This is a genomic window from Paraburkholderia podalyriae (assembly GCF_014397785.1).
GTDB lineage: Bacteria > Pseudomonadota > Gammaproteobacteria > Burkholderiales > Burkholderiaceae > Paraburkholderia > Paraburkholderia podalyriae.
Map to the genome: position 1 here is coordinate 86,296 of NZ_VZQQ01000012.1, position 22,310 is coordinate 108,605.

Below are 22,310 nucleotides of genomic sequence, written 5' to 3' on the forward strand. Positions count from 1 at the left end.
GAATGTTCAGCTTCCTTCCGTCCGGGCGTCTGCGGCAAGCGCCGTTATCATGCTTACTAGCTCTGCCGCGCCCAAACTGCGTGGCGGGGGCAAACGGCGTATTATGTAATCCGGTGTCCGGAGGCTCACACATCTATGGCGGACAAGAAAGGTTCTAACAGCGAAAAGCTGTTGTATTGCTCGTTTTGCGGAAAGAGCCAGCATGAGGTCAAGAAACTGATTGCTGGCCCGTCGGTATTCATCTGCGATGAATGTATCGACCTATGCAACGAAATCATCCGCGACGAGGCTGCAGGCGCAGGCATCGAGGCGGGCTTGTCCAAGTCCGATCTGCCGACTCCGCTGGAAATCCGCGAAATTCTCGACCAGTACGTGATCGGTCAGGAACGCGCAAAGAAGATCCTCGCGGTCGCGGTCTACAACCACTACAAGCGCCTCAAGCACCTCGACAAGAAGGACGAAATCGAGCTGTCAAAGAGCAACATCCTGCTGATCGGCCCGACTGGCTCCGGCAAGACGCTGCTCGCGCAGACGCTTGCCCGCCTTCTGAACGTGCCGTTCGTGATCGCCGACGCGACCACGCTGACGGAAGCCGGCTATGTCGGCGAAGACGTCGAGAACATCATTCAGAAGCTGCTGCAGAATTGTAATTACGAGGTGGACAAGGCCCAACGCGGCATTGTCTATATCGACGAAATCGACAAGATCAGCCGCAAGTCCGACAACCCGTCCATCACGCGCGACGTGTCGGGCGAGGGCGTGCAGCAGGCTCTGCTGAAGCTGGTCGAAGGCACGATGGCGTCGGTGCCGCCGCAAGGTGGCCGTAAGCATCCGAACCAGGACTTCATCCAGGTCGATACGACCAACATCCTGTTCATCTGCGGCGGCGCGTTCGACGGCCTCGAGAAGGTCATCGTCGATCGTACCGAGAAGACGGGTATCGGTTTCGGCGCGAGCGTGAAGAGCAAGCAGGACCGCGATGCCGGCGAAGTGCTGCGCGAGGTGGAACCGGAAGATCTGATCAAATTCGGCCTGATTCCGGAGTTGATCGGCCGCCTGCCGGTGGTCGCCACGCTCGGCAAGCTCGATGAGGCGGCGCTGATGAAGATTCTCGTCGAACCGAAGAATGCGCTGGTCAAGCAGTATCACAAGCTCTTCAGCATGGAGCGCGTCGAGCTCGAAATCCGTCCGGGCGCCTTGCAGGCCGTGGCGCGCAAGGCGATCCGCCGCAAGACGGGTGCGCGGGGCTTGCGTTCGATTCTGGAACAGGCGTTGCTCGACGTGATGTACGACCTGCCGCAAATGAAAGGTGTCAGCAAGGTCATCATCGACGACAACGTTATCGACGGCGACGGCAAACCGCTGCTGATCTACGAAGACGCGCCGAAGGTCGCGGGTTCGAACTGATCGGCTTTCGAGTTCTGCAAAAAAGCCGTTCATGGCGACGTGAACGGCTTTTTCGTTTATCGTGTGGTCAGGCTGGTTGTTCTCAACTATGGAGTCACTGAACCTTCGGAGTCACTGAACTTTTCCCACACGCGGAGGCTTGCAATATTTTCTGCTGGCCTCACCTATCGAACGAACTGATTCCACTCATGGGGAAATGAAATGTCAGGAACCCAACTCCTCCCGCCGGAACGCATTACGCTGCCGCTGCTCCCGCTGCGCGACGTAGTCGTTTTCCCGCACATGGTGATTCCGCTCTTCGTAGGCCGCCCAAAGTCGATCAAGGCTCTCGAAGCAGCGATGGAAGGCGGCAAGCACATCATGCTCGTCGCCCAGAAAACGGCTGCGAAAGATGAGCCGACCGAAAAGGACATGTACGAAGTAGGGTGTATCGCCAACATCCTGCAGATGCTGAAGCTGCCCGACGGTACCGTGAAGGTGCTCGTCGAAGGCTTGCAGCGCGCGAAGACGCTTTCCATCGAAGAACAGGAAACGCAGTTCTCGTGCGAAGTCATGCCGCTCGAACCCGACCACGCCGACAGCGCTGAAACCGAAGCGCTGCGTCGCGCGATCGTGTCGCAGTTCGACCAGTATGTGAAGCTGAACAAGAAGATCCCGCCGGAGATCCTGACGTCGCTGTCGGGTATCGACGAGGCCGGGCGTCTGGCCGACACGATCGCGGCGCATCTGCCGCTCAAGCTCGACCAGAAACAGCACATCCTCGAGATGTTCCCGGTGATCGAGCGCCTCGAGCATCTGCTCGCGCAACTCGAAGCCGAGATCGACATCCTGCAGGTCGAAAAGCGTATCCGTGGGCGCGTGAAGCGTCAGATGGAGAAGAGCCAGCGCGAGTACTACCTGAACGAACAGGTCAAGGCGATCCAGAAGGAACTCGGCGAAGGCGAAGAAGGTGCGGATCTCGAAGAACTCGAGAAGCGCATCACGGCTGCCCGCATGCCGAAGGAAGCGAAGAAGAAGGCCGACGCCGAACTTAAGAAGCTCAAGCTGATGTCGCCGATGTCGGCGGAAGCGACGGTCGTGCGCAACTACATCGACACGCTGATCGGCTTGCCGTGGCGCAAGAAGAGCAAGGTCAACAACGACCTGTCGAATGCGGAGCGCGTGCTCGACGAAGACCACTTTGGTCTCGAGAAGGTGAAGGAACGCATTCTCGAGTATCTCGCGGTCCAGCAACGAGTCGACAAGGTCAAGGCGCCGATCCTGTGCCTCGTTGGGCCTCCGGGTGTCGGTAAGACTTCGCTTGGCCAGTCGATCGCGCGCGCGACGAACCGCAAGTTCGTGCGCATGGCATTGGGCGGCGTGCGTGACGAAGCCGAGATTCGCGGCCACCGTCGCACGTACATCGGTTCGATGCCGGGCAAGATCCTGCAAAGCCTGACCAAGGTCGGCGTGCGCAATCCGCTTTTCCTGCTCGACGAAGTCGACAAGATGGGCCAGGATTTCCGCGGCGATCCGTCGTCGGCGCTGCTTGAAGTGCTCGATCCGGAACAGAACCATACGTTTGCCGATCACTACGTCGAAGTCGACTTCGATCTGTCGGACGTGATGTTCGTCGCGACGTCGAACTCGCTGAACATTCCGCCGCCGCTGCTCGACCGGATGGAAGTGATCCGTCTGGCGGGTTACACGGAAGACGAGAAGGTCAGCATCGCGCAGCGTTATCTGTTGCCGAAGCAGAAGAAGAACAACGGCCTGAAGGAAGGCGAGGTCGATGTGACGGAAACTGCGATTCGCGACATCATTCGTTACTACACGCGCGAAGCGGGCGTCCGCTCGCTCGAGCGTGAAATTTCGAAGATCTGCCGCAAGGTTGTGAAGATGCTTCTGCTGAAGAAGGCGGAAGGCGCGGTGAAGGTCGACGGTAGCAACCTCGACACGTTCCTCGGCGTGCGCAAGTACGACTTCGGTCTGGCCGCGAAGGAAAATCAGGTGGGCCAGGTCACGGGTCTCGCGTGGACGGAAGTGGGCGGCGATTTGCTGACCATCGAAGCCGCGGTGATGCCGGGCAAGGGCAATGTGATCCGCACGGGTTCGCTCGGCGACGTGATGAAGGAGTCCGTCGAAGCGGCGCGCTCGGTCGTGCGTTCGCGTTCGCGTCGTCTTGGCATCAAGGACGAAGCGTTCGAGAAGCAGGACATTCACATCCACGTGCCGGAAGGCGCGACGCCGAAAGATGGTCCTTCGGCCGGTATCGCGATGACGACCGCGCTGGTGTCGGTGTTGACCGGTATCCCGGTGCGCGCCGATGTCGCGATGACGGGCGAAATCACGCTGCGTGGCGAAGTCCTGCCGATCGGCGGCCTTAAGGAGAAGTTGCTTGCGGCGCATCGGGGTGGCATCAAGCTGGTGCTGATTCCGGAAGAGAACGTGAAGGACTTGACGGAGATTCCGGACAACGTGAAGAACGCAATCGAAATCGTGCCGGTCCGCTGGATCGACAAGGTGCTCGAGCTTGCGCTCGAACGTGTACCGCAGGCATTGCCGGAAGAAGAGCCGAAGCCTTCGGCGCCGGTTGGGGCTGAGCCGGGCAAGGATGCCGCGACGGACGTCGTCAAGCACTGAGGTTCGAAGCGCATTAGAACGCGCTGACGCCAGAGCATTCCGCAGCAAGGATGCTCGCTGCAGCAGAAAACCCGCGGTCGAGGCCGCGGGTTTTTTATTGCCCGCACGACTTTGTCGCTGGGTCGCATCGCCAGTCTTTCCGCTGCAACATACTGTGGATGAAAAGGCCCCTCTAAAACCGCCCTGATCAGGCCCAACCCCGGTTGACACAAGGGTTTCGGCCGCTTCTAATGGGGCGGCCTGGCGTTAGCGCCGGCCGCGTGGCAGGAGGTGCTGGAAAGCACGTCACAGTTGCTAATAAACATTCACGGGGGTTTGAATGAACAAGACGGAATTGATCGATCACATCGCACAGCAAGCCGACATTTCCAAAGCCGCGGCCGGCCGTGCGCTCGATGCAGTCATCGCGGGTGTCAAAAGCACGTTGAAGAAGGGCGAGTCGGTCACGTTGGTCGGCTTTGGCACGTTCGCGGTCGGCAAGCGCACCGCGCGCACCGGACGCAACCCGCGCACGGGCGCCGCGATCAAAATCAAGGCAGCGAAAGTTCCTAAATTTAGGCCTGGAAAAGCTCTGAAGGATGCGCTAAACTAATCGACTTGCTGCTTGGCGAATCGCTTAACCCGATTGCATCAACGATTCACGGGGAAACAGCGGCAAAGTGGAAAACATATCAAGCAATGAATCACGAAACGGGTGCTTAGCTCAGTTGGTAGAGCGGCGCCCTTACAAGGCGTAGGTCGGGAGTTCGAGCCTCTCAGCACCCACCAGTTTCAGATTCGGCAGCAGTGTTTTCGGCAGCGAATGTCGCAAAAACGCAGTATAAGGAGTGGTAGTTCAGTCGGTTAGAATACCGGCCTGTCACGCCGGGGGTCGCGGGTTCGAGTCCCGTCCACTCCGCCAGTATCCACGAAAGGCGAACTCCGGTTCGCCTTTTTTGTTGCCCGCTGTTGTAAGATCGGGCGTTCTGTTTTTGGCACCCCTCACGCATGCTCGATTTTTTCCGCAATCACCAACGCCTGATGATGTTCATGCTCATCCTCGTCATTTTGCCGGGGTTGGGTTTCGTGGGTATTCAGGGCTTCCGCGGCTTCTTTGACGAAAGTGCAAACGTCGCGAGTGTCAACGGTCACAAGATCACGCGCGTCGAATACGACGATGCGATGCGCCAGCAGATCGATCGCGGGCGTCAGATGCTCGGCGCGAAGTTCGACATGAAGTCGTTCGACACGCCCGAGCGTCGTCGCCAGATGCTCGACGGCATGATCGAGCAGCGTGTGCTCGCCGACGAAACGCAGCGTCTGCATCTGACCGCGTCGGACCAAGCGGTGCGCCGCGCGCTGCTGTCCGATCCGGTGATCTCGTCACTGAAGAATCCCGACGGTTCGATCGACCTCGACCGCTACAAGCAGTTGCTCGCGATGCAGGGCATGACGCCCAATCAATACGACGAGCGGGTACGCTACAACCTTGCGATGCAACAACTGCCCGCCAGCATCGAGGCGAGCGCGTTCACGTCGAAGACGCTCGCGCAGCACCTGACCGAGTTGGCCCAGCAGCAGCGTGAAGTGCAGGGCATCGCGTTCCATCCGCACGACTACGCGGCGAAGATCCAGCCGACCGATGCGCAACTGCAAGCGTATTACGACGCGAATCGCAATGACTTCGCGACGCCCGCTACCGCGACGATCCAGTACCTGGTGATCTCGCCGGCCACACTGAGCGCATCGGTGCAGCCGAGCGACGCGGACCTCAAGAAGTACTACGACGACAACATCGCGCACTTCCGCACCGAAGGCGAGGTGCGCGCGAGCCATATCCTGATTACGGCACCGAAGGACGCGAGCGCGGCTGACAAGGCGAAGGCGAAGCAGAAGGCCGAGGAGTTGCTCGCGCAGCTCAAGGCGCATCCGGACCAGTTCGCCCAGATCGCGGAGCAGAACTCGCAGGACCCGGGTTCCGCATCGAAGGGCGGTGACCTCGGTTATTTCGGCCGCGGCATGATCGCGGGCGGCCAGGCGTTCGACGACGCGGTGTTCGCGCTGAAGAAGGACGAAATCAGCGGCATCGTGCAGACCGACTTCGGTTTTCACATCATCAAGGTCACGGATGTGAAGCCGGCGGTCACGAAGTCGTTCGACGAAGTGAAAGACCAGATCGCCAGGGAACTGAAGACGCAACTGGCGAGCAAGGCGTTCACCGATAGTTCGGAAGGCTTCACGTCGCTCGTCTACGAAAAGTCCAAGAGCCTGCAGCCGGCCGCGGACAAGTTCAAGCTGCAGATCCAGACCGCGACGGTCACGCCGCAGCCGGATGCGAAGCTGCCGCCTGACAGCCCGCTGAACAACCCGAAGTTCCTCGGGGCCGTGTTCGCGAACGACTCGGTGTCGGCGCACAACAATACGCAGGCCATCGACGTCGGCAACAACACGCTGATCGCCGCGCGCGTCACGGACTACAAGCCCGCTGCCGTGCCCGCGTTCGACGCGGTGAAGGACGCAGTGCGCCAGAAGGTGATCGCCGGGCAGTCGAACGAAGCGGCGCACAAGGACGGCATCGCGAAGCTGGCCGAGTTCGAGAAGTCGAAGTCGACCACCGGTTTCTCGTCGCCGCTGAAGGTGTCACGCAATGACGCGCAGGGCGTGCCGCCCGCCGCACTGAGCGCAATCTACACGGTCGATGCGCAAAAGCTGCCGGCCTACGTCGGTGTCGATCTCGGCGACGACGGCTATGCGATCTATCGCGTGAACCAGATCGTGCCGCCCGCGCCCACCGATGCACAGCATCTCGCCGCCGCGCAGCAACAGATTGCGCAGGTGGACGCGCAATCGCAGGCCGAAGCCTATCTGAAGGCGCTGCGCGAGCGCTCGAGCGTGAAGTTCTACGGTACGCCCGACAGCGCCGCGCAAACCGCCGACCAGTAAGCGTTACCTGCCCGTCACAAAGAAAAGCCCCGCAGATGCGGGGCTTTTTTGTCTACAGCCCGAGCGACAGCTTCAAAGACAGCCGCTGATCGCACTGGTGGCGTTGCTGCCGCCAGCGCCGCTAGCGCGGAAACCGACCCACGTGCCCCTGCCGCTATACGACGGACGGACCACCGCGGCCGCGCCGTTGGGCGGTTGCTGGCCCGGGACGTAGACGTCCATTGCCTGATCGTTGGCAAGCGTATTTTGCAAGACCACCTGTTGTTGCGAGCTATCCGCCCATTTCTGCGCAATGCAGGTTGCGACGGCGCGAGGCGGCTGCTGGCTTTGACCGACCGACTGAACGCCGGCCGGCGGTTGAGCCGCGCAGGCCGAGATGGCGACGGTCAAAGCGATTAACGGTAAATATTTCAACGTTATCTCCTCAGAAGTCGCTCACGAATGAGCCGGGTGGCACGGGATTCGAATGTATCGAATGTGTCGGCGATCCGTGCTCCCCCAAGTTCCGGAAACAAGTCGTTAGCAGGCTTTTCAGTGCGGCGAACTTGTGCGAAGGAGTGGCTTGACAGCGGGCCACACGTTGTTGAGTAGCAGCGGCTGTGCCTGCTGCGTCGGGTGGAACTGATCGGCCTGGAACATGTCCGGTTTGTCCGCGATGCCGGCGAGCAGAAACGGCACGAGTGGCAGATGGAACTCCTTCGACAACTGGCCGTATAGGCCGTGGAACTTTTGCGTATAGTCAGGGCCGTAATTGGGCGGCACGTACATGCCGATGAGCACGACCTTCGCGTGGCCTTGTTGCGCCTGTTCGATGATTGTGCGCAGGTTGTCCTCGGTCGTGGAGAGCGGCACGCCGCGCAATGCGTCGTTGGCGCCGAGCTCGACGATTACGATGCTCGGCTTCAGCCGTTCCATCAGCGCGGGCAGACGCGCGCGTCCGCCGCTCGTCGTGTCGCCGCTGATGCTCGCATTGGCGACGCTATAATCGATCCGCTCCTGGGCGAGCCGCTGACGCATCAACGCGACCCAGCCCGTATCGCGGGGCAGACCGTACTCGGCGGAGATGCTGTCGCCGAGTACGACGATTACCGGCTTCGCGGGTTCGGGCGCATTTGCCGCGTGAGCCTGCAACGGTAATGAAACCAGCGCGGCGGCCATCATGGCCGCACCGAATGCCGCAGTCAGCGCCGCGGCGCGAGGGGCGATGGCGCGCACTTTCAACCTACGCTTCACCATGCCAAACAGAACTGATCCAGTCATTGAAGTGCGGGGTTTGTGCAAGAAGGTTAAGGATGCGACGGGCGAACTGACGATTCTCGATCACATCGATCTTGCCATCGATGCCGGCAGCAGTGTGGCGATCGTCGGTGCATCCGGCTCGGGCAAGTCTACGCTGCTCGGCTTGCTTGCCGGATTGGACAGCGCCAGCGCGGGCTCGGTTCGGCTGCTCGGCCGCGAACTCGGCGAGCTCGACGAAGACGGGCGCGCCGCGTTGCGCAGCGGCGCGGTCGGTTTCGTGTTCCAGTCGTTTCAATTGATGCCGCATTTGACCGCGCTCGAAAACGTCACGTTGCCGCTCGAGCTGCAAGGCGGCATCGGCACACGCGAGGCCGCCGCGCGTGCGCGCGAGCTGCTCGAACAGGTCGGGCTCGCGCAGCGTACCGGTCATTATCCGAAGCTGTTGTCGGGCGGAGAGCAGCAGCGCGTGGCGCTCGCGCGCGCGTTCGTCACGCGCCCGGCGATCCTGTTCGCCGACGAACCCACCGGCAGTCTCGACGCGGCCACTGGGCACGCGGTCATCGATCTGATGTTCGAGTTGAATCGCGCGCATGGCGCGACGCTCGTGCTTGTCACACATGACATCGAACTCGCGCGCCGTTGCGATACGACGGTGACGATCGAAGCGGGGCGGCTCGCTGGATGATCTAACGGACCGCAGTCTTGCGCTCGCATGCCTCGAGCTGCCGTCGTCGAAGCAAAAACAAAGCGGGCCGTAGCCCGCTTCAGGTTTCCAGTGGCCGCTATCGCGCGCTACTGCGCATTTCAAACTGCCAACTCAGCGCGTTAACGCAGCGCGCGCCCGCGCGATCAACGCCGAGGTCGACGAGTCATGCTTCTTCACGTCGGCGCTTGCCGCGCCCAGATCCGCCTCGACCACCTTGCCGAGAATTTTGCCAAGCTCGACGCCCCACTGATCGAATGGGTTGATGTTCCACACCGACGCCTGCACCAGCACCTTATGCTCATAAAGCGCGATCAACGCGCCGAGCGTGCGCGCGGTCAATGCGTCGAGCAGCAGTGTCGCGGTGGGGCGGTTGCCCGGGAACGTGAGGTGCGGTGCGAGTTCCAGCTTGTCGGGGCCGGCCACCTTCATCGCTTCTTCAAGCGTGCGGCCCAGCATCAACGCTTCGCTCTGCGCGAAGCAGTTCGCGAGCAGCTTCGGATGATGGCTCGCGAGCGGATGCTCGGGCGTCAGCACCGCGATGAAATCGATCGGCACGATCGTCGGGCCCTGGTGCAGCATCTGAAAGAACGCGTGCTGACCGTTCGTGCCGGGTTCGCCCCATGTGACCGCGGAAGTCGCATAGTCGACCATCGCGCCGTCGAGACGCGCGGACTTGCCGTTGCTCTCCATTTCGAGCTGCTGCAGATACGACGGCAGGAATTGCAGCGCTTGCGAATATGGCGCGACCAGATAGCTCTGCGAGCCGAAGAAGTTGCGATACCAGATGCCGATCATGCCGAGCAGCACCGGCAGGTTCCTGTCGAGCGGCGCGGTGCGGAAATGCTGGTCCATTTCGTTCGCGCCGGCGAGCAGTTCGTCGAACTGCTGCGGGCCGATCGCGATCATGATCGACAGACCGACGGCCGACCACAGCGAATAGCGGCCACCGACCCAGTCCCACATCTCGAACACGTTCTCTTTCGCGATGCCGAATTTCACGACTTCGGCCGGATTGGCCGACACGCCGACGAAGTGCTTTGCAAGCGCGCTTTCCGGGCAGCCGTTCTTGATGAAAAAGTCGCGCAACGAGCGCGCATTGGTCATCGTTTCGAGCGTCGTGAAGGTCTTCGATACGATGATCGCGAGCGTCTGTTCGGGATCGATCTGCTGCATCACGTTGTACAGATCGGCGCCGTCGACGTTAGACACGAAGTGCGTCGAGATCTCGGGCGTCGCGAGATGATGCAGCGCGTGCACGACCATCTTCGGCCCGAGATCCGAGCCGCCGATGCCGATGTTCACGACATGGCGAATCCGCTTGCCGGTGTAGCCGGTCCATGCGCCGCTGCGGACCTGTTCGGCGAACTCGGCCATTTTCTTACGCTCGGCCTGCACTTCGGTGAAGAACGGCGCGTTCGGGTCGGTTGCGCGCAATGCGGTGTGCAGCGCGGCGCGACCTTCGGTCGGATTGACGACTTCGCCCGCGAACATCGCGTCGCGGCGCTTTTCGACGCCTCCTTCGCGTGCGAGTTGCACGAGCAGCTGCAGGGTTTCGTCGGTGATGCGGTGCTTCGAGAAATCGGCTGAGAGACCGCCGCCCGCGAACGTCAAGCGTTCGGCGCGGGTGGGAGCGGGATCGTTCTCGGGGGCGAACCAGTCGCGCAGATGCGCATTGCGAATCGTGTCGTAATGCGTCTGCAGCGAGGACCAGGAGGGGAGCGAGTTCTGGGTCATAGCGTCCGTCTAACCAAGGGGCACGAAGGAAGGTGCGCGCATGAAGCTCTGACGCGCGGCGCAGGCAATCAGTATAGCGGGGATGCGTGACGGGCAGCGGTGCGTTGCGCGCGTTCGCCATGATTGGGCTGGCGATGTTTCAGCGGTGCGAACTGGCGATGCGAACAACCCGCGCGCGATACGTCCGTCAAGCGACCGTCGCCGGATAGAACAGCCGGTTCAACAGGGTACGCACCATCGGCGCCAGCTCGCCGGCCGTCAGACCCGCGGGGCCGTGGCCTTGCTCGCTCAGCGTATCGGCGGCAAGGCCGTGCAGATAGACGCCCGCGAGCGCCGCCTCGTAGCGAGGCAGGTGCTGCGCGAGCAGCGCGCCGATGATGCCGCCGAGCACGTCGCCGGTGCCGCCCGTCGCGAGCGCGGCGTTGCCGGTCGGGTTCAGCGCGAGGCGGCCGTCGGGCGCGGCGATGAGGGTGCCGGCGCCCTTCAGCACGACAATGCTCGCAAAACGCGCGCCGAGCGCGCGGGCGGCCGCGGGCCGGTCGCGCTGCACGCTCGCCGCGTCGCTGCCGAGCAGGCGCGCCGCTTCGAGAGGATGCGGCGTGAGGATGCACGGATCGCCTTGCACGCCGCGCGCGGTGACTTCGGCGGCGAGCGCGGGATCTTTGGCGATCAGGTTCAGCGCGTCGGCATCGAACAGCTTCGGGACGTCGAGCGGCAGCACGTCGTGCAGTACGCGCGTAGCACGTTCGCCATGCCCCATGCCGCAGCCGATCGCAAGTGCGTCCATCGAATCGAGCGGCAGCGTGTCGATCGGATGCAGCATCAGTTCAGGGTGCTGCGGATCGTAGGGCGGGGCACCTTCGCCGAGCAGCGCGACGTGCACCTTGCCCGCGCCGGTGTAGAGCGCCGCGCGCGCCGCGAGGATCGGCGCGCCGCACATGCCGGTGTCGCCGCCGACCACCGCGAGGCTGCCAAAGGTGCCCTTGTTGGTCGCGAAGTCGCGCGGGGGCATGAACGGGCCAAAGAGCCCTGGGGCGCTGAGCTGCATCGCGGCACGCGGGCCGCCTGTGCCGGCATCCGGGCTGCCGTCGTCATCGATTCCCGCCGCGAGTCCGATCGGTGCGACCGTCACCCGGCCGGCGAGGTCGCGGCCCTGAGCGGTGAAAAGCCCCGGCTTCGCGCCGATGAACGTGATCGTGTGCGTCGCATGAACCGCCGTCGCCGCGTTGCCGCCGATCACCGCGCCGGTGTCGCTGTCGAGCCCGCTCGGCACGTCGAGCGCGAGCACGGCGCCTTGTGTCGGGCGCGTCTTCGTGCGCTGCGACAACTGCCGCGCGAGTGCCGCGAACACGCCATCGAGCGGCCGCGCGAGGCCGATGCCGAACATGCCGTCGACGAGCCAGCCATAGCCGTCGAGCGAGGCCGGCGGCGCCGCGTCGATCGGCACGCCGGCAGCGCGTGCGGCCTCGAGCGCCCAGCGCGCGTCGGCGGGCTTCACGTCGACCGGCATGCAGACTTCGACGGCGACGCCGGCCTTATGCAGTTCGGTCGCGACGACCAGCGCATCGCCGCCGTTGTTGCCGGGGCCGGCGATCAGGCACACGCGCTGCTGCGACTTCGTCACCGACGTATCGGCGGCGATTCGTTCGAGCAGCCAGCGCGCGGCCGCGAGGCCGGCGCGCGCCATCAGGGTATGTTCGGGCAGCGTCGCGGCGGCCTGGGATTCGGCGATCCGCAAATCGGTCAGCGTCAGCAGCGGCAGCGCGCGCGGCTGCGAGTCGGTCAGCGGATCGAACAGGGTGGGCAGCGAGTTTTCTGCGTCTGACATGGCGAAGCCTGGCGGTGCGCCCGTGGCACGGCGGGCAGACTTTGGAATCGCTATGGTAGTGCCGAAACGCGCACGGCGTGCGGCTGTTTCGGTTCAACAGGAGCGCGCGAGGCCTTACTGGAACCGCTGCGGCCGCAACGCCGCGAGCGTATCCGGTGGCAGCGTCGGCGTCTGTCCCGACATCAGCTCGGCTACGAGCTTGCCCGCGCCGCAGGCGAGACCCCAGCCGGCCGGGCCATGCCCGACGTTGACGAACAGCCGCGGATGCCGCGCGTTGCCGATCACCGGCAAGCCATCGGGCGACAGCAGTTTCACGCCTTCCCAGGGCAGCGCCGCCGAAATGCGCGCCGCGCCCGGAATCCAGTCGTGGGTCGCCTGGCCAAGCAGCGCGAGCGCCTCTTTGGTCAGCGCTTCGCCGAGCGGCTTGTCGATCTGGCTGGCGCTTCGCAGCACCCCGCCGCCCGCGATCCGCAGCCGATGGTTCATGCGGCTGATGCCGATGCGCTTGACCGCATCGACGATCGCGACGTGCGGCGCGCATTCCTCGTGCGCGATCGGTGCGACCAGCGTATGCAGCCGCAGCGGATGCAGCGGCAGCCTGAGCCCCGCGCGCTCGAGCAGCGCGAGGCTGCCGTAACCGGCCGCGACCACGACCGCGTCGGCCTGGACCACGTCGATTTCGCGCGAGCGGGGCGCGCCGTCGCGCGGCGCGAGTTCGACCGCCGCACGCTGGCTCTCGAGCCGAATGCCTGTCACTTCACAGTTCGCCATGAACTGCACGCCGCCCAGCGTATCGAGCACCTGTTTGACGAGCTTCGTGAAGAGCGGACAGTTGGCGGTGCGCTCGTGCTCGAACCGCACGCCGCCCGCGAATTCCGGGTCGGTGGGCACCGCGTGCTCGAACGCCGCGCATTCCGCCGGGCTCAGCACGTGATGCGGCACCTCGAACTGGCGCAGCAGATCGAGTGCGGCCGCGCTCAGCTCCCATTCGTGCACGGCGCGCACGAGATACAGGAGCCCGCTCGCCTGTTCGAATTCGAGGCCGAAGCGGGCTTCGACGTCGGCCATCGCATCGCGCGAGGATTCGATTAGCGGCCGCAGCAGCGCGTATTGGCGCGCGAACGCCCCGGCTTCCTGCCACTCGCCGAGCTGCTTGATGAACTGCCGCGCGGCGCCGTTGAAACCGGTCTTGCTGATCACGCCATTTTTCGCGTTGTAGCGGCTCGCCATGAACGTCGGGCCGAACCAGACGTCGAGCGGCGTCGGCAGCACGGTGCCGCCTTGCCCATAGGTGGCGCCTTGCGCGACGGTCGCGTGACGCTCGACGACGCATACCCGGTGGCCGGCCGCGCGCAGGTGATAAGCGGTGGCGACGCCCGCTATCCCGCCGCCAATGACGATGACATCCATTGCTCTGATTCGATGTGCCGACGGGCCGCTCGCGCGCGTTCCCGTTGGCTGTGACATGCGGCGCCCCGCCGGGTGAAGCCCTGGCCGCGTGCGCCGATCTGGTGAAACGCGAATGATAGCAGTCAAAACACCCGCGCGGCGACGCGACGGGCAGCGCGGCGAGGGCGCGCGGGGCCGGGCGCTGTCGGCCGCCCACGCACCCGGGAGCCCGCTGGAAGCCAGTTCCCGGGGTATAATCCCGGACTTCCTTTCCGCCTCACGTCGCCTGCATGCGCGGGGCTCTCCGGCATCAATGAGCGACGCAACGTCAAGTCCCATGGCCCACTTCTCGTGTTTCCCCGGCGCTTCGGCCCTTTCCGATTTCCGTCAAACCCGCCTGCTCGACACACTCACGCGCATCGACGCGAATATCACCGGCGTGCGCGGGCAGTATCTGCACTTCGTCAACGCCCAGACCGAACTGTCCGCTGAAGACCGCGCGAAGGTCGAGGCGCTGATGCACTACGGCGATCCGTTCGAAGCAGGCAACGAGCGTGGCACCGTCGAGACCTTCCTCGTCGTGCCGCGCTTTGGCACCGTGTCGCCGTGGGCCAGCAAGGCAACCGACATCGCGCATCTATGCGGCCTCACGCAGGTGCGCCGCATCGAGCGCGGCGTCGAATACACGGTGACACTGAAAAGCGGCCTGCTCGGCGGCAGGAAGACGCTGTCCGACGAAGCGCGTGCGGCCGTCGCCGCGGCGCTGCACGACCGCATGACCGAGAGCGTCGTGCCGTCGCACGACCATGCGCTGCATCTGTTCGACGAACTGCCGGCCAGGCCGCTGCAAACCGTCGACGTGCTCGCGAGCGGCCGCGCCGCGCTCGAAACCGCCAACGCGGAACTCGGCCTCGCGCTCGCCGACGACGAAATCGATTATCTGGTCGACGCGTTCACGAAGCTCGGCCGCAATCCGACCGATGTCGAGCTGATGATGTTCGCGCAGGCCAACAGCGAACACTGCCGCCACAAGATCTTCAACGCGGACTGGACGATCGACGGCGAAAAGCAGGACATGTCGCTGTTCAACATGATCCGCAACACCGAGAAGCTGAATCCGCAGGGCACGATCGTCGCGTATTCGGATAACTCGGCGATCATGGTCGGCGGCATGGCCGAGCGCTGGTTCCCGCGCACGCCGGCGCAGCTCGGCGCGAGCGAATTGCCCGAGCACTATGGCCGCAGCGTCGAGCTCACGCACACGCTGATGAAGGTGGAAACGCACAACCATCCGACCGCGATCTCGCCGTTCCCGGGCGCCGCGACCGGCGCTGGCGGCGAAATCCGCGACGAAGGCGCGACGGGCCGCGGCGCGCGTCCGAAGGCCGGTCTCGCGGGCTTCACGGTATCGAACCTCGAACTGCCGGATGGCGTCGAGACATGGGAAAACGCGCGCGATGCGGCGCAGCCGCTCGCACAGCGCAATCCGGCCGACCAGCACGAAGCGTATGGCCGCCCGGACCGCATCGCGTCGCCGCTGCAGATCATGATCGACGGCCCGCTCGGCGGCGCCGCATTCAACAACGAATTCGGCCGGCCGAATCTCGGCGGCTACTTCCGCACCTACGAGCAGAACGTCGCGGGCCTCGTGCGCGGCTATCACAAGCCGATCATGATCGCCGGCGGCATCGGCAATATCTCCGACCAGCACACGCACAAGCACGATCTGCCGGAAGGCTCGCTGCTGATCCAGATCGGCGGTCCGGGCATGCGCATCGGCATGGGCGGTGGCGCCGCGAGCTCGATGGCGACCGGCACCAACACGGCCGAGCTCGATTTCGACTCGGTGCAGCGCGGCAACCCGGAAATCGAGCGGCGCGCGCAGGAAGTCATCAACGCGTGCTGGCAACTCGGCGACAAGAACCCGATCCTAAGCATTCACGACGTCGGCGCGGGCGGTCTGTCGAACGCGTTCCCCGAGGTGGTGGACGGTGCAGGCAAGGGTGCATTGTTTGAACTGCGCAAGATCCAGCTCGAAGAGAGCGGCCTGTCGCCGCGCGAAATCTGGTCGAACGAAGCGCAGGAGCGCTACGTGCTTGCGATCGCGCCGGCCGATTTGCCGGTGTTCGAGGCAATGTGCAAGCGCGAGCGCTGCCCGTTCGCGGTGATCGGCACGGCCACCGCCGAGCGTCAACTGAAGCTGATCGACGCCGAACAGCCGGAAGGCGCGCACCAGCCGGTCGATATGCCGATGGAAGTGCTGCTCGGCAAGGCGCCGCGTATGCACCGCGACGTGAAGCATGTCGAGCGCAGGCTCGAACCGGTCGACGTGACCGGCCTCGCGCTGCAGGACGTCGCGCAGAGCGTGCTGCGTCATCCGACGGTCGCGAGCAAGTCGTTCCTGATCACGATCGGCGACCGCTCGGTCGGCGGCACGACCGCGCGCGACCAGATGGTCGGTCCGTGGCAGGTGCCGGTGGCCGACGTCGCGATCACGACGATGGACTACGCAGGCTTCAGCGGCGAAGCGATGACGATGTCCGAGCGCACGCCGCTCGCCGTCATCAACGCACCGGCCTCTGGCCGTATGGCGGTCGGCGAGGCGATCACCAACATCGCGGCGGCGCCGATCGCGTCGCTCGACAAACTCAAGCTGTCGGCCAACTGGATGGCCGCGTGCGGCGCGCCTGGCGAAGACGCCGCGCTCTACGACACGGTCAAGGCGATCGGCATGGAACTGTGCCCGGCGCTCGGTATCGGCATTCCGGTCGGCAAGGATTCGCTGTCGATGCGCACACGCTGGGAGGAGAGCGGCGTCGCGAAGGAAGTGGTCGCGCCGGTGTCGCTGATCATCTCCGCGTTCGCGCCGGTCGAAGACGTGCGCCGCCATCTGACGCCGCAACTGAAGCGCGTGAGCGAAGTCGGCGAGTCGGTGCTGATCGCGATCGATCTCGGCCGCGGCAAGCAGCGTCTGGGCGGCAGCATCCTCGCGCAGGTCACGCAGCAGGTCGGCGACACGGTACCGGACGTCGACGATCCGGAAGATCTGAAGCGCTTCTTCAACGCGATCCAGGCGCTCAATCGCGACGGCAAGCTGCTCGCGTACCACGACCGCTCGGACGGCGGTCTGTGGGCGACGGTCTGCGAAATGGCATTCGCGGGTCACGCGGGCGTGTCGCTGAACGTCGACATGCTGGTGCTCGACGCGCATCACGAATCCGATTACGGCGACGCGAAGGACTGGGCGAAGCAGACCAGCGGCCGCCGCGAAGACCGCACGCTGCGCGCGCTCTTCAACGAAGAACTCGGCGCCGTCGTGCAAGTGCGCACGGCCGATCGCGACGCGGTGCTCGCCGCGCTGCGCGAGCATGGTCTGTCGGCGTGCTCGCACGTGATCGGCAAGACCAGCGAGCGCGACCTGATCGAGATTTATCGCGACGCGAAGAAGGTCTACGAAGCGCCGCGTGCCGAACTGCATCGCACGTGGAGCGAGGTGAGCTGGCGCATCGCGCGTCTGCGCGACAACCCGGCTTGTGCCGACGCCGAATACGACGCGCTGCTGGATACGGCCGACCCGGGCATCACGCCGGTGCTGAGCTTCGATCCGGCTGACGATGTCGCCGCGCCGTTCATTGGCAAGGGCGCGCGTCCGCGCGTCGCGATCCTGCGCGAGCAGGGCGTGAACTCGCATCTGGAGACGGCCTATGCATTCGATCGCGCCGGCTTCGATGCGCACGACGTGCACATGAGCGACCTGCTGGCGGGCCGCGCGAACCTCGCCGATTTCGCGGGCGCGGTCGCGTGCGGCGGCTTCTCGTACGGCGATACGCTGGGTGCCGGCGAAGGCTGGGCCAAGACGATCCGCTTCAATGCGCAACTGGCCGACATGTTCGCCGCGTTCTTCGGTCGTGACGACACGTTCGCGCTCGGCATCTGCAACGGCTGTCAGATGATGAGCAGCCTCGCGTCGATGATCCCCGGCGCCGAAGCATGGCCGAAGTTCACGCGCAACAAGTCCGAGAAGTTCGAGGCGCGTTTCTCGCTCGTCGAGGTGCAGGCATCGCCGTCGATGTTCTTCGCCGGCATGGAAGGCTCGCGCATTCCGGTCGCGGTCGCGCACGGCGAAGGCTTTGCGGATTTCTCGCAGCAGGGCGACAGGTCGAAGGTCGCGGTCGCGATGCGCTATGTCGATCACCGTGGTCAGGCGACCGAGCAGTATCCGTTCAACCCGAACGGTTCGCCCGAGGGCATCACGTCGGTCACGACGGCCGACGGCCGTTTCACGGTGCTGATGCCGCACACGGAGCGCGTGCATCGCACGGTGCAGATGAGCTGGCATCCGCAGGGCTGGGGCGAGATCGGCACGGATGCGAGCCCATGGCTGCGCGTGTTCCAGAACGCGCGCCGCTGGCTCGGTTGATGAGTCGAGGGGCTGCCACCCGCGTGCGGCGGCTCCTGTTTTGCGGCAGCCACGCACGCCGCCGCTGCAAATCTTGCAGCAACAAAAAAGCCGCCCACGGGCGGCTTTATCGCATTCATGCTTCAGAGCCAGACGGACTATCAGAAGATAATCTGCCCGCCGACCTTTACTGAATCTTCGCGTTCTTGCGCAGGTTCTCTTCGAACGCCTGCAGCTTTTCCTGCTGGATCTGCTGCACGATCTGCGCGCGCACCTGCTCGAGCGGGGGCGGCGTGACGGCGCGGATGCCATCGACACGGATGATGTGCCAGCCGAATTGCGTATGCACCGGCGTGTCGGTCATCTGGCCTTTCTGCAGATGCGTGGCCGCGTCCGCGAATTCAGGCACGTAGGCCTTCGGGTCCGACCAGTCGAGGTCGCCGCCGTTCTTGCCCGATCCCGGGTCCTTCGAGTACTGCTTGGCCAGAGCCTCGAAGCTTGCGCCGGCCTTGATCTTCGCGATCAGATCCTTCGCCTGCTGCTCGTTGTCGACCAGGATATGGTGCAGGTGATATTCGTTGCCGCCCGCATCCTTGACGAGCGCGTTGTAGCGCGCGGTGACTTCGGCATCGGTCGGCTGGTTGGTCTTCACGAAGTCTTCGATCAATGCGCGCAGCACCACGGTTTGCTGCGCGACCGCGATTTGGGCCTTGACGTCCGGACGATTCGGTAGCCCGCGACGCAGGGCTTCCTGCATCAGGATTTCGCGGTTCACGAGCTCTTCGCGCACGGCCTGCTGCAGTTGCGGCGTGTCCTGCTGTCCCTGATGAACCAGTTGCTGGATCAATGCATCGGCGCGCGACTTCGGAATCGACGTACCGTTGACGACGGCGATGTTCTGTGCGAATGCAGGTGCGGCCGCGAACGCAGCCAGCAATACCCAGAGGCGGGTTTTCTTCAAGGTCATCGAAAGGTTCCTAGCGGGGCAACAAAGCAAATTCTTCGGGCGTATACGCCGTGATGGCAAGGGCATGAATACCGCGCTGCATGGCATCGGCCAGCGCATCATACACCATGCGATGCCGCGCCACGCGGGGCTTGCCGGCAAACGCGACGGCCACGATCGTGACACTGAAATGACCGCCGGCCGAGGCGCCGGCGTGGCCCGCGTGCTGCGCACTGTCGTCGGTGATGCGGATCGACTCGACGGGCGCGAGCGCGGCCGCGAGGCGCGCTTCGATCAGCGCGGCGCGCTCGGCGGTGGTGGCGTGCATAAACAGGTCGCTCATGTCATTCCTCCTTCATGTACTTCGACAGCCACAGGCTCTGTCCGACGATGAACACGAGCAGGCAGCCGGTCGCGCCGAACAGTTTGAAATTGACCCACTGATCGGTCGTGTAGTGATACGCGACGAACAGGTTCAGCAGACCGAGCAGCACGAAAAACACCGCCCAGATCCGGTTCAGCTTGCCCCAGATCGCGTGCGGCAGCGTGATCTGCTTGCCCATCATCGCTTCGATCAGGTTCTTGTCGAAGCCGAGCTGCGTCACGATCAGCGCGACCGAAAACGCCCAGTACAGCACGGTCGGCTTCCATTTGATGAAGGTGTCGTTGTGCAGCACGAGCGTCGCGCCGCCGAATACCACGACGACGCCGAGGCTCACCCACAGCATCGGATCGACCTTGCGGTGGCGGAAAGCCACCCACGCGATCTGCACCAGCGTGGCGACGATCGCCACTGCCGTCGCCGTGAAAATGCCCCAGATCTTGAAGGCGACGAAGAACAGGATGATCGGGAACAGATCGAACAGGAATTTCATTATCTGGTCGGGAAGTCGGAGAGTGAGTCGAAGAGTGAAGCGCGCCCGGTTGGCGTGCAAGGTGCGGCGCCCGCTGGCGAGTGGAACTGCCGCATTGGAAGGGCGCCGCGCGCGGTTCGCGCCGCGGCGCCCGAGGCGCGAAGGCCTGCTGCCGCGCCGCGTTACTTGGGCTCGAATTGTAACGCAGCCGAATTGATGCAGTAACGCAGACCGGTCGGCGCGGGGCCGTCCTCGAACACGTGGCCCAGATGCGCGCCGCAGTTCTTGCACTGCACCTCGATGCGCAGCATGCCATGCGAGCGGTCGGTCTTCTCGGCAATCACCTCGCCGTTGATGGGCCGGAAGTAGCTCGGCCAGCCGCAGCCGGCGTCGAACTTGGTGTCCGATTCGAACAGCGGCGTGCCGCAGCACACACAGTCGTAGACGCCGCGTTCCCAGTAATCGTTGTAGCGGCCCGAGAACGGGCGCTCGGTGGCCGCGTGGCGCGTCACCTGGTATTCGATGTCGGACAGCTCTTCGCGCCACTCGGCATCGCTTTTCTGTACGGCTGGCGCGTCATGCTTATCGTCGGGGTTGCTCATGGTCGGGTTCCTGTCTCGGGTTTGTCTTGGTGCTTTCTCGCGGGGCGGCCGTGGCGATTGCGCCGCACCGGCGCGTCATGACGAACAGCTCACCTCCAGCGAGTTCGCCCAGTCGGGCGGCAGGCCCGCATACGACGCGTATTCGGGCTGCTCGTCGAACGGATGACGCAGCACGGCCGCGAGCCGTTCGAGTTCGGAGAAATCCTTCTGTTTCGCGCGTTGGATCGCCGTTTCCGCCAGATGGTTGCGAAGTACGAATTTGGGGTTGACGCGATTCATTGCAATGGCGCGCGTGGCGTCGTCGCGTGGCTCTTCGGCGAGCCGCGCGCGGTACTCGATCGCCCACGCGTCGAAGGCGGCGCGATCGAGGAACAGGTCGCGCACCGGCGCATCGCCGCTCGCGTCGTGTTTCGACAGGCGCGCGAGATTGCGAAACGTCAGCGTGAAATCGGCGCGGTTCGCGTGCATCACTTCGAACAGCCGGTTCACGAGTGCGTCGTCGCCATCGCGCGTCTGTTCGATGCCGAGCTTCGCGCGCATGCGGTTTTCGAGCGCCGGCGCGAAGCGCTCCCTGAAGCCGGCGAGCACGTGCTGCGCATCTTCGACCGCCTTGTCGGCGCGCACGCTTTCGTCGTGCTTCTCGCCGAACAGCGGCAGCAGGCCCTGTGCGAGGCAGAAGAGGTTCCAGTACGCGATTTGCGGCTGCAGCCGGTACGCGTAACGGCCCTGCGTATCGGAGTGATTGCAGATGTGGCCGGCGTCGAAGCCATCCATGAAGCCGAACGGGCCGTAGTCGATCGTCAGGCCAAGGATCGACATGTTGTCGGTATTCATCACGCCGTGACAGAAACCGACCGCCTGCCAGTCGACCATCAGATCCGCGGTGGAGCGCACCGCTTCGGCGAGCAGCGCCAGATACGGATCGTCGGCCTCGTTGCAATGCGGATAGAAGCGCTCGATCACGTGATCGGCCAGCGCGCGCAACGCGTCGACGCGATCGTTCGCATAGAAGTGCTCGAAGTGGCCGAAGCGCACGAAGCTCGGCGCGACGCGCGTGACCACCGCGGCGGTTTCGATCGTCTCGCGCCGCACCGGCTGGTCGGAGCCGATCACGCACAACGCGCGCGTGGTCGGAATGCCGAGATGATGCATCGCCTCCGAGCACAAATATTCGCGGATCGACGAGCGCAGCACCGCGCGGCCGTCACCCATGCGCGAATAGGGTGTGCGGCCCGCGCCTTTGAGCTGCAATTCCAGACGCTCGCCATCGTGTTCGAGCTCGCCGAGACAGAGCGCGCGGCCGTCACCGAGCTGGCCGGCCCACACGCCGAACTGATGGCCCGAGTACACCGACGCATAGGGCAGCGCGTCGGCTGGCAAGCTGCGCGTCGCGTTGCCGCAGAACAGCTCGACGAAGCCCGGATCACGCTCGATGCGCTCAGGCATCCCGAGCCGCGCGGCGGCCTCGGCCGAAAAGCCGACCAGGTAGGGCGCGTCGAGCGGCGCGGCGGGCAGGCGCGTGAGGAACGAGCCGCCGAGGCGCACGAACGCGTTGGATGGGGGAGTGGCGAGTGTGTTCGAAAGATCCGTCAAAGCTGCGGATAGCCCTGCAATGCTTGGGGAAAACGACATGTTGAGCGCCTCTGGATTAACCGATATTGT

General features: G+C 64.2%; 16 protein-coding genes and 2 tRNA genes. 8 read left to right on the forward strand and 10 right to left on the reverse strand.

The window, feature by feature from the left end:
- The first annotated feature begins 135 nt into the window (after positions 1-135).
- The 6 genes from clpX to F6X42_RS16425 all read left to right on the forward strand — a co-directional run bounded on the left by clpX (position 136) and on the right by F6X42_RS16425 (position 6,951).
- The gene (gene clpX, locus F6X42_RS16400) at positions 136-1,407 is read left to right on the forward strand and encodes an ATP-dependent Clp protease ATP-binding subunit ClpX (protein WP_187635225.1); all 1,272 of its coding nucleotides are present in this window, start codon (positions 136-138) and stop codon (positions 1,405-1,407) included.
- A 201-nt stretch (positions 1,408-1,608) separates the two neighbouring features.
- Positions 1,609-4,029: an endopeptidase La gene (gene lon / locus F6X42_RS16405; protein ID WP_187635226.1), complete on the forward strand. Its 2,421-nt coding sequence runs from the start codon at positions 1,609-1,611 to the stop codon at positions 4,027-4,029.
- Positions 4,030-4,348: 319 nt separating this feature from the next.
- Complete coding sequence (locus F6X42_RS16410; protein ID WP_187635227.1) at positions 4,349-4,621, forward strand: HU family DNA-binding protein; 273 nt, start codon at positions 4,349-4,351, stop codon at positions 4,619-4,621.
- 100 nt (positions 4,622-4,721) lie between these two features.
- Positions 4,722-4,797: transfer RNA gene (locus F6X42_RS16415), tRNA-Val, on the forward strand.
- 56 nt (positions 4,798-4,853) lie between these two features.
- A tRNA-Asp gene (locus F6X42_RS16420) sits at positions 4,854-4,930 on the forward strand.
- Between the two features lie 86 nt (positions 4,931-5,016).
- Positions 5,017-6,951, forward strand: coding sequence for a SurA N-terminal domain-containing protein (locus tag F6X42_RS16425; RefSeq protein WP_187635228.1), 1,935 nt, complete (start codon positions 5,017-5,019; stop codon positions 6,949-6,951).
- Positions 6,952-7,023: 72 nt separating this feature from the next.
- On the opposite strand, the gene F6X42_RS16430 is transcribed toward F6X42_RS16425, so the two are convergent.
- Positions 7,024-7,365 carry a hypothetical protein gene (locus F6X42_RS16430; RefSeq protein WP_187635229.1) on the reverse strand — a complete coding sequence of 114 codons (342 nt, stop codon included), beginning with the start codon at positions 7,363-7,365 and terminating at the stop codon, positions 7,024-7,026.
- Positions 7,366-7,482: 117 nt separating this feature from the next.
- Positions 7,483-8,187 (reverse strand): arylesterase, encoded by a 705-nt coding sequence (locus tag F6X42_RS16435; protein ID WP_187635230.1) that lies wholly within the window; start codon positions 8,185-8,187, stop codon positions 7,483-7,485.
- On the opposite strand from F6X42_RS16435, the gene F6X42_RS16440 reads away from it, so the two are divergent.
- On the forward strand, positions 8,186-8,875 hold the full coding sequence (locus tag F6X42_RS16440) for an ABC transporter ATP-binding protein (protein ID WP_187635231.1): 690 nt from the start codon (positions 8,186-8,188) through the stop codon (positions 8,873-8,875). The genes F6X42_RS16435 and F6X42_RS16440 overlap by 2 nt on opposite strands.
- 132 nt (positions 8,876-9,007) lie before the next feature.
- Here F6X42_RS16440 and pgi read toward each other — a convergent pair whose 3' ends face one another.
- From pgi to F6X42_RS16455, 3 genes are all read right to left on the reverse strand, one after another.
- Positions 9,008-10,630, reverse strand: coding sequence for a glucose-6-phosphate isomerase (gene pgi / locus F6X42_RS16445; RefSeq protein ID WP_187635232.1), 1,623 nt, complete (start codon positions 10,628-10,630; stop codon positions 9,008-9,010).
- A gap of 187 nt (positions 10,631-10,817) precedes the next feature.
- On the reverse strand, positions 10,818-12,458 hold the full coding sequence (locus F6X42_RS16450; protein ID WP_187635233.1) for an NAD(P)H-hydrate dehydratase: 1,641 nt from the start codon (positions 12,456-12,458) through the stop codon (positions 10,818-10,820).
- Positions 12,459-12,572: 114 nt separating this feature from the next.
- A complete protein-coding gene (locus F6X42_RS16455) occupies positions 12,573-13,868 on the reverse strand; it encodes an FAD-dependent oxidoreductase (protein WP_187635234.1) in 1,296 nt (431 codons plus the stop codon).
- Positions 13,869-14,184: 316 nt separating this feature from the next.
- On the opposite strand from F6X42_RS16455, the gene purL reads away from it, so the two are divergent.
- Positions 14,185-18,267 (forward strand): phosphoribosylformylglycinamidine synthase, encoded by a 4,083-nt coding sequence (purL, locus tag F6X42_RS16460; protein ID WP_187635235.1) that lies wholly within the window; start codon positions 14,185-14,187, stop codon positions 18,265-18,267.
- A gap of 166 nt (positions 18,268-18,433) precedes the next feature.
- Here purL and F6X42_RS16465 read toward each other — a convergent pair whose 3' ends face one another.
- From F6X42_RS16465 to F6X42_RS16485, 5 genes are all read right to left on the reverse strand, one after another.
- Positions 18,434-19,213 (reverse strand): peptidylprolyl isomerase, encoded by a 780-nt coding sequence (locus F6X42_RS16465; RefSeq protein ID WP_187635236.1) that lies wholly within the window; start codon positions 19,211-19,213, stop codon positions 18,434-18,436.
- Between the two features lie 10 nt (positions 19,214-19,223).
- Positions 19,224-19,535, reverse strand: coding sequence for a BolA family protein (locus tag F6X42_RS16470; protein ID WP_187635237.1), 312 nt, complete (start codon positions 19,533-19,535; stop codon positions 19,224-19,226).
- Position 19,536: 1 nt separating this feature from the next.
- Positions 19,537-20,067 (reverse strand): septation protein A, encoded by a 531-nt coding sequence (locus F6X42_RS16475; protein ID WP_187635238.1) that lies wholly within the window; start codon positions 20,065-20,067, stop codon positions 19,537-19,539.
- Positions 20,068-20,228: 161 nt separating this feature from the next.
- Positions 20,229-20,648 carry a peptide-methionine (R)-S-oxide reductase MsrB gene (gene msrB, locus F6X42_RS16480; protein WP_187635239.1) on the reverse strand — a complete coding sequence of 140 codons (420 nt, stop codon included), beginning with the start codon at positions 20,646-20,648 and terminating at the stop codon, positions 20,229-20,231.
- Positions 20,649-20,723: 75 nt separating this feature from the next.
- Entirely contained in the window at positions 20,724-22,280 is a 1,557-nt protein-coding gene (locus F6X42_RS16485; protein WP_187635240.1) for a protein adenylyltransferase SelO, read from the reverse strand.
- Positions 22,281-22,310 lie beyond the last annotated feature (30 nt).

What these genes read in the sequence shown, in the direction of transcription:
- clpX (WP_187635225.1), top strand. Translation starts at nt 136, where the DNA reads ATGGCGGACAAGAAAGGTTCTAACAGCGAAAAGCTGTTGTATTGCTCG.
- lon (WP_187635226.1), top strand. Translation starts at nt 1,609, where the DNA reads ATGTCAGGAACCCAACTCCTCCCGCCGGAACGCATTACGCTGCCGCTG.
- msrB (WP_187635239.1), bottom strand. Translation starts at nt 20,648, where the DNA reads ATGAGCAACCCCGACGATAAGCATGACGCGCCAGCCGTACAGAAAAGC.
- F6X42_RS16465 (WP_187635236.1), bottom strand. Translation starts at nt 19,213, where the DNA reads ATGACCTTGAAGAAAACCCGCCTCTGGGTATTGCTGGCTGCGTTCGCG.
- F6X42_RS16440 (WP_187635231.1), top strand. Translation starts at nt 8,186, where the DNA reads ATGCCAAACAGAACTGATCCAGTCATTGAAGTGCGGGGTTTGTGCAAG.
- purL (WP_187635235.1), top strand. Translation starts at nt 14,185, where the DNA reads ATGGCCCACTTCTCGTGTTTCCCCGGCGCTTCGGCCCTTTCCGATTTC.
- F6X42_RS16455 (WP_187635234.1), bottom strand. Translation starts at nt 13,868, where the DNA reads ATGGATGTCATCGTCATTGGCGGCGGGATAGCGGGCGTCGCCACCGCT.
- F6X42_RS16475 (WP_187635238.1), bottom strand. Translation starts at nt 20,067, where the DNA reads ATGAAATTCCTGTTCGATCTGTTCCCGATCATCCTGTTCTTCGTCGCC.
- F6X42_RS16470 (WP_187635237.1), bottom strand. Translation starts at nt 19,535, where the DNA reads ATGAGCGACCTGTTTATGCACGCCACCACCGCCGAGCGCGCCGCGCTG.
- F6X42_RS16485 (WP_187635240.1), bottom strand. Translation starts at nt 22,280, where the DNA reads ATGTCGTTTTCCCCAAGCATTGCAGGGCTATCCGCAGCTTTGACGGAT.
- F6X42_RS16425 (WP_187635228.1), top strand. Translation starts at nt 5,017, where the DNA reads ATGCTCGATTTTTTCCGCAATCACCAACGCCTGATGATGTTCATGCTC.
- pgi (WP_187635232.1), bottom strand. Translation starts at nt 10,630, where the DNA reads ATGACCCAGAACTCGCTCCCCTCCTGGTCCTCGCTGCAGACGCATTAC.
- F6X42_RS16410 (WP_187635227.1), top strand. Translation starts at nt 4,349, where the DNA reads ATGAACAAGACGGAATTGATCGATCACATCGCACAGCAAGCCGACATT.
- F6X42_RS16450 (WP_187635233.1), bottom strand. Translation starts at nt 12,458, where the DNA reads ATGTCAGACGCAGAAAACTCGCTGCCCACCCTGTTCGATCCGCTGACC.
- F6X42_RS16435 (WP_187635230.1), bottom strand. Translation starts at nt 8,187, where the DNA reads ATGGTGAAGCGTAGGTTGAAAGTGCGCGCCATCGCCCCTCGCGCCGCG.